This window comes from Myxococcus guangdongensis, assembly GCF_024198255.1.
Lineage (GTDB): Bacteria > Myxococcota > Myxococcia > Myxococcales > Myxococcaceae > Myxococcus > Myxococcus guangdongensis.
In genome coordinates, this window is the sequence record NZ_JAJVKW010000005.1 from 639,534 (window position 1) to 653,783 (window position 14,250).

Here is a 14,250-nt window from a genome sequence, read left to right on the forward strand (position 1 = left end):
AGGGAGTGAGTTCAGGGGGGCCTATTGTGTTCATAACAAAATAGTAAATAACCTCTGGACGCCCCAGCCGAGCAGGCGTCCGACGGCGAGGGGCCCTCCTCCTCAAACCCCCGAAAGAGGTTGTCGTTCATGAAGCGTCTCTGGATGGGCACAGTGAGCGCCGTGCTCGCCGTGCTGATGTGGTCCCCGTCGGTCTCCGCGCGAGGAGGGGCCTCGGTCGATGCCTTCCTCCGCTCTCCGGCGGATCGCTCCCTGCCTTCGTCCGCGGCGAACGCATCCCAGCGTGGGCTGCGCATCAACAGCGTGGAAGGTCGTCTGGGCGTCCCGACGTTCGTCTTCAGCGAGCGCGCCCTGAACTCGACGTCGGCCCCGAAGGCCGCGCGTCCCCTGACCAAGGCGAGCGTGAACGCCTCGGCGCGCGAGCACCTGCGCGGCGTGGCGGACCTGTACCGCCTGGGCGCCGCGGATGTGGATGGCGCGGAGCTGCGCCAGGTGCACCTGCCGAAGGACAACGACGGCGCGGTCATCGCGACCTACGGTCGTCGGGTCAACGGCATCGAGGTGTTCCGCAACGAGGTCAAGGTGGTGATGGACCCGAGCCAGCAGCTCGTGGCCATCTCCGGCTACCTCCAGCCGCGCAACAAGGATGACGAGAAGAACGCCCAGGCCTCGGCCTTCCGCGTCTCGGCGCCGCAGGCGATTGCCCGCGCGTTCCAGGACGTGACCGGCGCGTCGCTGGATGCCCGGGCGCTGGCGCCCACGGGCTCGCAGGGCGACTACAGCCACTACCAGGTGGACCGCAACCTGCTCTCCACGCACGGCTTTGGCGATGCGCCGCGCGCGAAGAAGGTCCTCTTCCCGCTGCCTGACGGTCTGGTCCCCGCGTATTACGTGGAGGTCAACGCGGGCCTGGCGAGCAACCCGGACGCGAACTACATCGCGTTCGTGGTCAACGCGCAGGACGGCTCGGTCCTCTTCAAGCACGACCTGACGAAGTCGGAGTCCTTCACCTACCGCGTGTGGGCGGACCCGACCACGCTGCTGCCCTACGACGGTCCCCAGGGCAACGACGCCACGCCGCACCCCACGGGCACGCCCAACGGCCACCAGGAGCCGCTGGACAACCCCTCCAACCTGGTCACCCTGCAGAACTTCCCGTTCAGCAGGAACGACCCGTGGCTTCCGGCCAACGCGCAGGTGACGCAGGGCAACAACGTCGACGCGTACGCGGACCTGGGCGGTACTGACGGCTACCAGGAGGGCTTCGACCTGCGCGCGTCGCTGAGCAACGCGGGCTCGCGCTCGTTCGACTACACGTTCGACGTGACGAAGTCTCCGGCGGCCAGCGTCGAGCAGCGGCAGGCGGCGGTGGTGAACCTGTTCTACATCACCAACTTCCTGCACGACTGGTTCTACGACGCGGGCTTCGACGAGGCCTCCGGCAACGCCCAGATGAGCAACTACGGGCGCGGCGGTCTGGAGGGCGACAGCCTCCGCGTCGAGGCGCAGGACTTCGGCGGCCGCAACAACGCCAACATGGCCACCCCGGCCGACGGCGCGCGTCCCCGCATGCAGCAGTACATCTTCGATGGCGTCGCGGAGCTCACCATCTCCGAGCCGTCGCCCCTGGCCCGCGGCTACGCCACGAACAACGGGTCGTTCGGCGCGCGCGTGTACAACCTCGAGGCGGACTTCATCGCGCCTCCCGTGCACGAGGACCCGGCGATTGCCTTGGGCTACCGCCTGGGCTGCGCGGACGCGAACGGCGCTGACCCGTACGGCGGTCAGAAGCTCTTCACGGGCAAGGTCGCCCTCATCGAGCGCGGCAACTGCAGCTTCGCGTACAAGGTCCTCAACGCCCAGAACGCGGGCGCCGTGGCCGTCATCATCACCAACAGCGCCACGGGCGTGATGGGCACGATGGGCGCCAGCGGCGTCGCGGCGGTCGATAACGCCATCACCGTTCCCGCGCTGATGGTGTCCAAGCCGGACGGCGATGCCTGGCGTACGGCGCTGGAGTCGGCGACCGTCAAGGGCCGCCTGCGCCGCAACGCGGACCTGGATCGCGACGGTACGCTCGACAACGAGATCATCGCGCACGAGTGGGGGCACTACATCTCCAACCGCCTCGTGGGTAACGGCTCTGGCTTGACGAACAACCAGGGCGGCTCCATGGGCGAGGGCTGGGGCGACTTCCACGCGATGATGCTGTCCGTCCGCGAGGAGGACCGTAACCGCGATGGCAACAACAACTGGCAGGGCACGTACGGCATGGCGGGCTACACCCAGGCCGGTGGCCGCAACAACGGCTACTACTGGGGCATCCGCCGCGTCCCGTACAGCACGAACCTGGCGAAGAACGGCCTGACGCTGCGCCACATGGCGGACGGCACGACGATTCCCGCCAACGTCGCGTCGAACCCCGACTACGCGGGCTCCAACAACGCCGAGGTGCACAACGCCGGCGAGGTCTGGGCCACGATGCTGTGGGAGTGCTACGCCAGCCTGCTCAACGCGCACCCGTTCGCCGAGGCGCAGGACCGCATGAAGCGCTACCTGGTGGCGTCGTACAAGGCCACCCCGTCGTCGCCGACCTTCCTCGAGGGTCGTGACGCGATGCTGTCGGTCGTCGCGGCGGCCGACCCGGCCGACTACCAGCGCTTCGTGGCGGCGTTCGCCAAGCGCGGCGCCGGCTTCGGCGCCAGGGTGGCGGACCGCGACAGCGCCGACCACATCGGCGTGGTGGAGAGCTACCAGACCGGCAACGCGCTCGAGGTCGTGAGCGTCACGCTGGATGACTCCTCCGTGGGCTGCGACAAGGACGGCATCCTGGATGCCGGTGAGACGGGCCTCTTGCGCGTCACCCTGCGCAACGTGGGCGCCGAGAGCGTCAACGGCGTGACGGCCACGGCGGCCTTCAACGAGTCGAGCGCGGGGGTCGAGGCGACCTTCGGCGGCGGCAACACGCTGACGTTCGGCAACATCGCGCGCGGTGGCACCGCGGTGGCGACCATCCCGGTCTCCCTGACGGCGGCGCCGGCGCAGGCCAATGGCGCGCTCGCGGTCGTGGGCGTGGACGTGACGTTCCCTGTCACCCTGCTGCAGGGCGGGACGGTCCACGAGTTCCGCGCCAACGTGAACTACGACGAGGTGGCCAACTCCTCCAACACGGACTACGTCGAGACGCAGAACACCAGCTGGACGAACTCCACGTTCAACTCCCGTCCGCTGTGGCAGAACGGCCACGCGACCACGGGCTACTGGCACGCGGCGAACGAGTCGGAGTCGCGTGACATCCGCCTGACGTCGCCGCTGTTCAGCGTCGCCCAGGGCCAGAACTTCGTGCTGTCCTTCGTCCACCGCCACTCGTTCGAGTCCGCCGTCGTCCAGGGGCAGTTGGTGCACTTCGACGCGGGCGTCGTCGAGGTCTCCGTCGATGAGGGGCCGTGGGAGAACTGGTACCTGTACCTGTCCGCGGCCGAGCGGGCGCGGCTCACCAACCAGGGCAACATCGACGAGGGGAACCCCTACGTCGGTGGCTGGCCGGGTTACGTGCGCATGAGCACGGGCTACCCGGGCTTCATCGCGGCCCAGAGCAACTTCGGTCAGATCTTCGGCGGGCACCAGGTGCGTCTGCGCTTCCGCCTGGGCACGGACGGCTTCGTGGGTGCGTACGGCTGGGACGTGGCCAACATCCGCGTCACGGGCATCACCAACTCGACGCCGTTCTACTCGCGCGTCGCCGAGGCGGGCTCCGCCACGTGCAACGTGGCGCCCATCGCCGAGCCGGGCCTCTCCCAGACGGTGACGGAGTACATCGTCAACCCGAATGGGACGCGCACGCTGCGCGTCATCACGCTCAACGGCTCCGCGAGCTTCGATCCGGACGCCGTCGCGGGCGGCACGCTGACGTACGCGTGGACCCAGATTGGTGGCCCCGCGGTGACGCTCACGGGCGCCAACACGGCGACCCCGAGCTTCAGCGCGGAGGTTCCCGCGGCCACCATCTTCACGTTCCAGCTCGTGGTGAATGATGGCACGGACTCCAGCCACCCGCGCGTGGTGCAGGTCCTGGTCAACAACGTGAACGCGGCGCCCATCGCGGTGGCCCGTGTGAAGGACAACGGCCCCACGACGGTGGACGAGCGCTCGGGCAGCGTGACGCTCGACGCGACGGGTTCGACGGACGCCGACGGCGAGCCGCTCGACTTCGCCTGGACGCAGACGGCGGGCCCGGCGGTGGAGCTGGATGACGACACCAGCGCCACGCCGACCTTCACGCCTCCCGAGGTGACGGCGGACACGGCCTTCACCTTCACCCTGGTCGCCAACGACGGCATCGCGGCGAGCGCCCCGGCGACCATCACCATCACCGTGCGCAACGTGGACCGTGCTCCCGTGGCGAACGCGGGTGAGAACCAGACGGTCAACCAGGGCAGCGAGGTGACGCTGACCGGCAGCGCCACCGACGAGGATGGCGACACCATCACCTACGCCTGGACGCAGACGGCGGGTCCGTCCGTGACGCTCACGGGGGCCGACGCGGCCACCGCGACCTTCACGGCGCCGAGCATCACGGGTAACTCCGTCGACCTGACGTTCAGCCTGGTGGCCACGGCCGCGGGTCAGGCCAGTGCGGCGAGCACGGTGACGGTCACCGTGACGCGCACCAACACCAAGCCGGTGGTGAGCGCGACGCCGAGCTACACGGTGCACGAGGGCTCGGGCGTGAAGCTCACGGCCACGGGCACGGACGCCGATGGTGACGAGCTGACGTACCGCTGGGTGCAGGTCGCGGGTCCCACGGTGAAGCTGGATGACGCGGAGAAGGCCCAGGCCTACTTCGTGGCGCCCCAGGTCTCCGAGACGACCATCTTCCTGTTCCGCGTCCGCGCCAACGACGGCGTGGCGAACAGCGACACGGTCGATGTGGCGGTGACGGTGCGCAACCTGACGGACAGCGGCGGCTGCACGGCGGCGGGTGGTAGCGCCACCAGCGCGCTGCTGCCGGCCCTGGCCATGTTGGGCCTCGCGCTGCGCCGTCGTCGCAAGTAACGGAAATGAGCCCGCCGGCCGGCGTGTGAGGTCGGCGAGCGAAGTCTGAGGGGCGGTCCCGGGATGTCTTCCGGGGCCGCCCTTTGTTTTTCAACGGGCCCGCGCGCGAAGTGCTCGGGTAGGAAGGGAGGATGCGGATGACCAGGACGTGGAATCAGGCCCTGCGATGGATGGGGTGTGTGGTGATGGTGTGGGCGCTCGGGTGCAAGGGCGGAGGCGAGGAGCAGCGTCGTGACGCCGCCTCGGCCCCCGAGACGGTGACAGCGCCCGCCGCCGAGGCCCCCGCGTCGGCCGAGGTGCCGAAGCCGAAGGAGCGCCCCCGGGTGGCGGCGCCAGAAATGGACGGGGGGCGTACGGTCTGCCCGGAAGGTCAGTACCCGTGCTGTGACGGGAGCTGCGGCGACAGCAAGGGGTGTCCTGGCATTGCTTGCGACCCGCGCCCCATGCCGCCAACCCTGACGAAGTAGCGGCTCAGGCGCGACAGCACGGGTCCCCCGCCAGGGGCGTGCCCGCGAGGATTCCTCCCCCGGGCGGGCCCGGACAGGTCATTCCCTCTCGATGCCCATCGCTCAAATCGATGTCTTGGTCGAGGATGACGAACTGCCCGGGGCCATGCCATCCATCCAGGATGAGAGCTCGAGCAAGGATGCTCTCGAGATGCCTCCCAGGTGAGAGCTGCCAAGGATTGCAATCGAGATTCGGGCGCTCTCGCAATCATCCGGAGGTCTGCCTTTGCCCGCACAGACCTCCATGTGAGTCATTGCGTCACTGGTCTCCGAACCGCCCCTCGCGAGGTCCACGGGGACGGGAGTTCATCTGCTCCTCGCGGCGCATGACCTGGTACTTGGACAGCTGGTCCGCGTCGAGCATCCCCTTCATGACCTGGTCCGTCTCCTCGCGCTGGGTGCGCAGGGCCTGACGGATGTCACGCGCCGACTTCGTCCCGGCGCGGACCTCGTCGAACAGGGTGTTGCGGGAGGTCTCCTCCTGCTCCAGCCGGCGCGTCAGCTCCTGCTCCTGCGAGTAGTTCAGCTTTGCCTCGGACACGAGCCGCTTCACCCGCTCCTGGCGCTGCTCCTGCCCGCGGGCCTGCGCCTGCATCCACTCCTCCTGGCGCCGGTTGAGCTGGTCGTTGCGCATCTCCTGCTGCACCGAGCGCATCGCGTCCTTCAGCGCCTCACGGCCACCCTCCGTCGTCAATGTCTCGCCGGCCATCAGCCCGCGCACCTCGTTACGCAGCTGCTCCAGCTCGCCCGCCGCCACCGCCGTGCCACCCGCCGGCGCGGCCCCCGTTCCGGGCCGATTCTCCAGCTCCATCAGGCGCCGGGACAGGCTCAGCGTGGTGTCCTCGAGCGCCTGGATGCGCCGCTCCAGGCCTTCCTGGCTGGCGGGGCGCTCGGCGACGGGCTCGGGCGTCTGGGACGGGGAGGGCGCCTCGACACGCCCGGGGGCCCAGAGGGCCACCGCGAGCGCGGCCGAGGCGAGGACGAAGGAGGCGGGACCCAGTAGCTTGTTCATGTCTTCTCCGACGGGGACGGCAGCGACGTATTCCATACCCCGTCGCGCCCACCTTGCTCCACCCCCGTCGTCGCCAGGCCCTCGCGCGGCTCCTCGCCCGAGGGCCTCGGGACTTCAGTTCCGCGCCTGCTCGGTCTTCGTCGGGTCGTCCATGTCGATGGGACCCTGGCCCGGACCCAGCGGCAGGGCGCACTCGTCGCACATCCAGAAGCGGACGATCATCCCGTTGTCACCCGTGGAGACGTAGGTGGAGCCGACCACCTCGCCGCCCTCGGTCTTCTTGCAGGAAATGCAGGTATGCGTCGGCTTGCTCTGCGTCATCTGGGAGTCCTCGGGTCGGGGTGTGGAAACGCGGACGGACCGACACCCTTGCCGCAGTGCCGGTCCGCTCGAAGCCTACTTCACTCCATCCAGGCGCGAGTCAGCTCACCCGATGGACATCTGGTAGCCGCCGTTGGGGTTGGAGTTCAGGAAGTGCCGCATCTGCTCGGGCGTAATCGTCTTCACGTTCGCGTCCGCCGGGTCGCGCACGATGAAGTTGCCCTTCGCATCCATACCCGCCACGGTGACGTAGTGGCCGGACGTGCGGCCCTCGTTCTGGTGCGGCGGCATCGCGTGGTAGTCGCCGTTGGCCACCACCAGCTTGCCCTGCTTGAGCTGGTCGGCAATCCACTCCACGTTGGCGCCCGGGCCCTTCGTCACGGCGTCCTTGCCCATCGCCTTGGCCATCTTCGCGATGCCGTTGACGTCCGTGCCGTTGCCCGACGTGCCGCCAATCCCGCCCAGGTGGTTGATGAGCTGGGCATCCGTCATGTCCTTGCCATAACCAAAGGCACGCGCGATCTGCGCCATGGACGTGGGGCCGCAGTTGGCCGGGCCATTCGTATACGAGCCGTTCTTGCCTGCCGGGTTGTACTGGCTGATCTGCGGGACCTTGCTCGGGTCCACGCGGCCGTCACCCGTCACCGGCGCGGCGCCGTCCGTGGCCTGCGGGCCCGTGGGCTTGGGATTCAAATCCACCGGCCCCGGCTTGTTCGTGCCCGGCGTGAAGGTGCTCTGGTCCTTGCCCGCGACCCCCGGCATCTTCAGCGTGTCACCCGCGAGGATGAGATTGGGGTCGGTGATCTTGGGGTTGAGCTGGCGAATCTGGTTGATGATATCCCAGTGCGAGCCCTCCATGCCCTTGGCCTTGAGCTCGGAGGCGATGCCCCACAGCGTGTCGCCCTTCTTGATCTCGCGGTCCGAGCCCTCCACGGGCGTGCGCGAGTCGTCCGTCTTGCCCGGCTTCAACCCCGGCTTGCTGCCCGGCTTCGACGTGTCCGTGCCACCCACCGTGGTGTCGGGCACGTCGGCCGTCGTCCCGCTCGGCGTCTTTCCGCCCGGGAACAGGCGGCTCATGTGGTTCTGGATCTTGCTCTGGTAGTCGTAGCCCCGAGCGTCGTTCATGTTGCCCGCGCCCCGGTGCCACTCGCGCGCGGCCGCCAGGCTGCTGCCGTGCTTCTTGGTGAGGTCACCAATCGTCTTCGCCAGGAACTCCATCTGCTTCTCGGGCGGAATCGTCTTGGCGTTCGCCCCGCGGCCCACCTGCATGCCGGACCACTTCTCGAACGAGGGCAGCAGGCCGTTGTCGTCCAGGCCGATGAGCCCGTGGCCCGTGCCGTCCTGGTGCACGCCGTGGTTCTTGAACGATGACTCCTGCGCGACGATGCCCGCGAGCACCTTCGGGTCCGCGCCGTACTTCTGCGCGTACTTCTCGATGTACGGCCAGAGCTGCTGGAGGTTGAGCTGCGCGTCACGGCCCTGCGGCAGGCCCTCGGCCTGCGCGGAAGTGGGCGAGTACGTCTGCTGGCGACGCTCGATGCGAGGAGACATGGGGTCACTCCACGAGTGGAGAACAGGGGGGTGTGGAAACGACTGATGACCGATTGTCGGGGGCTGAGAAAAAGAGTTGCGGCGACCCAGGTCGGTTTGGCCTGACTTCCGGGTTCGGAGAGCGATAGGACGTCGAGCCTGTCTGGGTGAATCCACACAAGGAGTCGCGAATGAATGCACTGCGTTACGGACTCGTGACTGGCGCGGCATTGTGTCTGTGGGCGGGCCCCGCGGCCGCGCAGCAACAGCCACTCACGGGGGTCTATGCCAAGGAGGGCGGCACCCTCGTGGTGTTGGAGGGCGATGGGCAGACACTCATCCAATATGAGTCAACTTTTCCGCAGGGCCAGAGCATGGGCGCCTGTGAATGCACCTTGGCTGTCCAGAAGAAGACATCCCCGAAGTCGTGGGCCCTGACGACCTTCCAGTCCCAGGGGAAATGGACGCTGGACCTGGAGTCCAACCGGCTGGTGTTGAAGGGGCCTGGGACGGACTGCTGCGGTGCGGGGTGGTCTGGACAGGACAGCTTCTCGCGGCCATTCACCCGGGCGCTCTCGACGTGCACGGTGAAGGCGAAGGAGGCGCGCCTGCAGCCGCTGGATGGGACTCGGCAGGGGCCCACGGTGGTGAGCGGGGATCAGGTGGAGGCGCACGCGGCGTCACCGTTGCCGGACGTGGTCCCCGTGCGCGTGGTGAAGGGGCCGCAGGTCGTCACGGGGGTGTTGCCGGGCGCCGAGCTGGAGTGCGGGACTCAGGCGGCTGGCGTCGAGGCCGCGTCCTCCGGAGCGCTCAAGGCCCTGGCCGGCAAATGGCTCCAGGTGCGGCGCAAGGGCAAGGGCTACCTCATCGAGGAGTGGTGCGGGGCGAACACGCCCTCGGTGACGGTGGATGCGGCCGGGTCGATTCTCATCGACTTCGGTCAGGATGACCTGACGGGGAAGGTGAAGTCCGCGAAGTCCGAGGCAGGCGGTGGCTCGACGCTGCAGGTGGCCTACCCGAGCGGAGCCAGCGAGACGCTGAAGTGGACCGTCACCGACGCGAAGCGGAACGTGATGCGCCTGCAGGGCGGGAAGGACTACTTCCGCGAGGGGTATCTCTACGTGCGCGACGACGCGCGCAAGGGCATCCCGGTGAAGGCGGAGGTCTGCGAAGAGGAGGAGTAGTCGCCCCTGTTCGCGAGGGACGGGAGGCGAGGGTGCCTCCCGTCCGTGTGCACGGCATCGCGCCTCAGCCGAGCTTGAAGGGCTCCAGCTCCGCGACCTTCTCCAGCAGCAGCGGCGGCGAGTGCAGGTAGGCCGTGCTGCGGCGCTTCTGGTCGATGTCGTCGTAGACGCGCTGCACCTGGGTGGGCGTCAGGCCCATCACCTGCGCGGCCTCGTCCGTGGGCACGGCGTGATTCTTGGCCCACATGAGCAGGTCCAGCTGCGAGTAGTGCACGGAGAAATAGAAGTCTTCCTGCGACTGGGGAAGGCTGAAGGTGTCCGTGGTCGGCTCGCCGCTGGTGATTTCGTCGATGACGCCCAGGTGCCTGGCCAATTGATATGTCTGGGTTTTGTAGAGCCCCGCGATGGGCTTCACGTCCGCGGCGCCGTCGCCCAGCTTCACGAAGAAGCCCTGGTCATACTCCAGACGGTTGGGCGTGCCCGCCACCGCGAAGTTCAGCCGGTCCGCGTGGAAGTAATCCATCATCTTCCGCGTGCGCTGCTTGAAGTTCGTCGCGGCGACAATCTGGGTATAGGCCTGGGGAGGCAGCCGGAAGCGGCGCTCCTCGCCATTCACTTGCACCACGACGTAGAAGAAGTTCACCGCGTCCGTGTTGAGCCGGTCGCCGTGCATGACAATCTTCCACTTCATGTCCGGGGTGAACTCCGGGAAGACGGAGCGCACCGCCTCGTCGCGCTGGCGGTAACAGCCGGCGGCCTCGAGGACGGGGGCGATGTCGTGGAGCTGGTATTTGATTCCCAGCTTCTCGCAGAGCTTGCGGCCCAGCTGGGAGCTCCAACCGCTGGAGTCGCGCTCGGGCAGGAGGATGCCGAAGACGCGCTCGGGGCCCAGGGCCCGCACGGCCAGCGCCGCGACACACGCGGAGTCGATGCCGCCGGAGATGGCCACGACGAGGCCGCGCTTGCGCAGCTTCTTGAGCACCGTCTCGCGCAGCCCCTCGGACAGCTCGGCGGCCTTCGCCTCCCAGTCCAGCTCCAACACCTGCTTGGAAAACTTCATTGTGTGACCCCTCTCGAACCCTTCACGACGAACCGATGGATGAATATTGGGTGCGCAGCTCCGCCTTGAGCACCTTGCCACTGGGCCCTCGCGGCAGCGCGTCCGTGAACACCACGTGCCGGGGTACCTTGTGCGCCGGCAGCGATTCCCTGCAGAAGCGCCGCAGAGTGTCCTCCTCCACCGCGGCCCCTTCCTGGAGCACGACCACGGCGCAGGCCGCCTCGCCGCCCAGCGCGTCCGGGACTCCGACGACGGCCACCTCTCGCACCGACGGGTGCCGCGCGAGCTGATGCTCCAACTCGGCGGGGCTCACCCGGTGGCCGCCAATCTTGAGGATCTCCTTCGCGCGCCCCACCAGGAAGATGAAGCCATCCGCGTCGCGCCAGGCCAGGTCCCCCGTCCACAGCCAGCCGTCGCGCAGGATGGTCGCGGTCTCCTCGGGGGCGCCCAGGTAGCCCGGCGTCACGTTGGCGCCGCGTGCCACCAGGTGGCCTGTCTCGCCCGTGGGCAGCGCCTTGCCGTCCTCGCCCACGACGCGCAGCTCCACGCCGGGGATCGCCACGCCGATGGAGCCTGCCTTCTCGGTGGCCCGTGTCGGGGGCAGGTAGCTCAGTCGCGCCGTGGCCTCGGTCTGCCCGTACATGACGTACAGCTCGGCGGGGTAGAGGGCTTCGCGTGTCCACTGGACGGTGTCCGGGGACATGCCGCCGCCGGCCTGGGTGGCGTAGCGCAGGCGCAGCTTGGAGAGGGCCTCCGCGCCGGCTTGCCGCTTGAGCAGCTCGAAGGTGAGTGGGACGCCCGCGAAGCCCGTGCTGCGCTCCTCGGCCATCGCTTCCAGCACGACCTGGGGATACATGAAGCGCGGATCCAGGAACACCGAGCCGCCGACGAGCAGATGCGTCTGGAGGACGCTCTTGCCGTAGCAGTAGTGCAGCGGGAGGACCAGGTGCGCCCGGTCTCGTGAGGAGAGACCCAGGTACTCGACGATGGAGCGCGTGTTGGCGGCGATGTTGCCAAACGTCTGGATGACGCCTCGGGGCGTGCCCGTGCTGCCGGACGTGTAGACGATGGACGCGTGTGCGCTGGACGGTGTGGAGGGCAGGGCGTCCAGGGGGGATGCCTTGGCCTCGGGGTCCACCGCGCCGTCTTCCTGCACCCACGTGCATGTCGCGGGGGCGAGCGCCTGGAGCATCCGCTCCGGCGGGCGCGTGGCGTGAATCACATACACGTGCGTCAGGCCCGGCTTGCCGGTCCACTTGCGCGCGTCCTGACCGAAGACGAAGGCATGTCGCGCGCCTGTCTGCGCGAGGATGGCGTCCACGGACGTCGCGCCCGTTTCACGGTCGAGCTCCACCGCGCACGCGCCCAATGCCTGCACCGCGAGCCCGGCCACCGCGCCCGCCGAGCCGAGGGGCAGGGCGATGAGGACCTTGTCTCCGGCGGAGACGCCCGAGGAGCGCAGGTGTCCCGCGAGCGCCGTCATCCGCTCCGCGAGCTGTGAATACGTGAGCCGTGTCCACGGCGAGTCGACCGCGGAGGCCGTGGGGGTGCGCTGCGCGTGGGCCAAGACCCACGCGGGGGCGGAGTCCGTCGCGCTGGCGCTCATGCCGCCTCCAGCACCACGGCGTCGAGGTCCGCCTGAGGCGGCGCGCGCGGCGTGAGGAAGTGGTGCGCGAGCAACTGCGTGGACGCGATGGCGAACAGGGCCATGGTGTCCGCCTCGCTCTCCGCCGCGTTGGGCGCGCGCAGCTTGGCGACGAGCCGCTCCGCCTTGCGCGCGTCGAACACGCCCACCTTCGCCACGGCCTCGGGCGCAAGCAGCTCTCGCGCCCACGCGGGGGCCTCCGGTCCCACCAACGCTCCGGCGATGGGCGCGCGGTAGGGGAACTTGCTGCGCTCCAGGATGGACGCGGGGACGCGGCCCTTGGCGTAGCGCTTGAGCACGTGCTTCTCGTCCAGCCCCTTGAGCCGCATGCGCTCGGGGATGCGCGCCGCCAGCTCCATCACCGACGTGTCGAGGAACGGGAAGCGGCCCTCCACCGCGTTGCCCAGCAGCATCCGGTCTCCCTGCGCCGACAGCAGGTATCCCGACAGGAGCGTCTTCGCCTCCAGGTACTGCGCACGCGCCAGCGGCCTCCAGCCCTTCACGCGCTCGGGCACCGTCGAGAGCACCGACGCCGTCGGCTCCTCGTCCGCCACGCTCGCGGCGAAGTCCGGCGCGAGGAAGCGAGTGATGCGCCCGCTGTTCGCCCAACGCACCAGGTGCGAGAAGCCCAGGCTGCCCGGGTCGTCCAGCCCCATGCCGAAGAACTCGCGAAGCAACTCCACGTTCTGCTGGCTCACCGACAGGGTGGGGTAGAGCCTCCGCAACAACAGCGGCCGCCACTTCGACGCCGGATGCCGCGCCCAGAACTGCCGGACCTTCGTCTCCTTGAAGAGGTCGTAGCCCAGGAACATCTCATCCGAGCCCTCCCCCGTGAGCACCACGCGGATGCCGTTCTGCCGCACCCACTCGCTCAGCCGCAGGAACGGCGCGGGCGCCGAGCGCATCATCGCCTGCTCCGCGTGGAAGATGACGCCGGGCACCAACGTGCCGATGTCCCCGTCGCGCATCTCCACCACGCGATGCTCCGTGCGGAGCGCCCCGGCCACCGCGGCCTGGTGCTCGCGCTCGTCGAAGCGCGCGTGCGCGAAGCCCACCGAGAACGTCCGCAGCGTCCCACCCAGCTGCCCCTGCGCCAGCGCGCACAGCAGGCTCGAGTCCAACCCGCCCGACAGGTACGCCGCCACCGGCACGTCCGCGCGCAGCCGCAGCCGCACCGCGCGCTCCAACGCCTCGCCCAGCTCCTCCTGGATGCGCGCGTCGCCGGCCATGCTCGGCTCCACGCCGAAGTCCAAATCCCAGTACCTGAACGTCTCCAGCACCCCCGCGCGGAACCGGGCCGAGTGCGCGGGCGGCAACAGCCGCACCCCCTCGAACGACGTGCGCGGCGCCACCGGCGACCAGAGCTGGAACGTCTGCTTCAGCCCCCGCGCGTCCAGCGCCGGCGTCACCAGCCCGCTCGCGAACAGCGCCTTGGCCTCCGAGCCGAACGCGAGCTGTCCACCCGGAAGCTCTGCGTAATACAGCGGGCAGATGCCCACCCTGTCGCGCGACATCCACAGCGTGGCGTCCCTCGGGTCCCACAGCGCGAAGGCCCACTGGCCCTCGAACCGGCGCACGCAGTCGATGCCCCACGCCAGGAACGCCGCGAGGATGACCTCCGTGTCCGAGCGCGTGCGGAACGCATACCGCCCGGAGAGCTGCTCGCGCAGCTCCACGTGGTTGAAGATTTCACCGTTGAAGACGACGGTGAGCCCCGTCGCCGCGTCGCGCATCGGCTGGTGACCGCCCTCCAGGTCGACGATGGACAGCCGCGTGTGGCCCAGGGCCACCCCGTTCAACACCAACGCCCGCTGCGCGTCCGGCCCCCGGTGACGGATGCTCGCCGTCATCCGGCGCAGTCGCTCGCCCGCCTCGGCCCCGGCGCCCCCTCCCGCCGGGTAGGTGAATCCCGCGATGCCACACATGGCGCGCTCTTT

The 14,250-nt window shown here is 69.0% G+C and carries 8 protein-coding genes; 2 read left to right on the plus strand and 6 right to left on the minus strand.

Going from position 1 to position 14,250, the window contains the following annotated elements; genetic code table 11:
* Window positions 1–129 precede the first annotated feature (129 nt).
* Complete coding sequence (locus LXT21_RS19205; RefSeq protein WP_254039582.1) at window positions 130–5,055, plus strand: myxosortase-dependent M36 family metallopeptidase; 4,926 nt, start codon at window positions 130–132, stop codon at window positions 5,053–5,055.
* A 765-nt stretch (window positions 5,056–5,820) separates the two neighbouring features.
* Here LXT21_RS19205 and LXT21_RS19210 read toward each other — a convergent pair.
* The 3 genes from LXT21_RS19210 to LXT21_RS19220 form a co-directional block, all read right to left on the minus strand.
* A complete protein-coding gene (locus LXT21_RS19210; RefSeq protein WP_254039583.1) occupies window positions 5,821–6,573 on the minus strand; it encodes a hypothetical protein in 753 nt (250 codons plus the stop codon).
* A 114-nt stretch (window positions 6,574–6,687) separates the two neighbouring features.
* A complete protein-coding gene (locus tag LXT21_RS19215) occupies window positions 6,688–6,894 on the minus strand; it encodes a hypothetical protein (RefSeq protein ID WP_254039584.1) in 207 nt (68 codons plus the stop codon).
* A gap of 105 nt (window positions 6,895–6,999) precedes the next feature.
* Window positions 7,000–8,445 (minus strand): C39 family peptidase, encoded by a 1,446-nt coding sequence (locus tag LXT21_RS19220; RefSeq protein WP_254039585.1) that lies wholly within the window; start codon window positions 8,443–8,445, stop codon window positions 7,000–7,002.
* Between the two features lie 170 nt (window positions 8,446–8,615).
* On the opposite strand from LXT21_RS19220, the gene LXT21_RS19225 reads away from it, so the two are divergent.
* Complete coding sequence (locus LXT21_RS19225; RefSeq protein ID WP_254039586.1) at window positions 8,616–9,608, plus strand: hypothetical protein; 993 nt, start codon at window positions 8,616–8,618, stop codon at window positions 9,606–9,608.
* Between the two features lie 64 nt (window positions 9,609–9,672).
* Here the strand turns inward: LXT21_RS19225 and nadE are convergent, their stop codons facing one another.
* Genes nadE through asnB form a run of 3 tightly spaced genes read right to left on the minus strand, consistent with a single transcriptional unit; the run spans window position 9,673 to window position 14,238 of the window.
* Window positions 9,673–10,668, minus strand: coding sequence for an NAD(+) synthase (nadE, locus tag LXT21_RS19230; RefSeq protein WP_254039587.1), 996 nt, complete (start codon window positions 10,666–10,668; stop codon window positions 9,673–9,675).
* Between the two features lie 22 nt (window positions 10,669–10,690).
* Window positions 10,691–12,274 carry a class I adenylate-forming enzyme family protein gene (locus LXT21_RS19235; protein WP_254039588.1) on the minus strand — a complete coding sequence of 528 codons (1,584 nt, stop codon included), beginning with the start codon at window positions 12,272–12,274 and terminating at the stop codon, window positions 10,691–10,693.
* A complete protein-coding gene (gene asnB / locus LXT21_RS19240) occupies window positions 12,271–14,238 on the minus strand; it encodes an asparagine synthase (glutamine-hydrolyzing) (RefSeq protein WP_254039589.1) in 1,968 nt (655 codons plus the stop codon). The genes LXT21_RS19235 and asnB overlap by 4 nt, the downstream gene beginning before the upstream one ends.
* Between the last annotated feature and the right edge of the window lie 12 nt (window positions 14,239–14,250).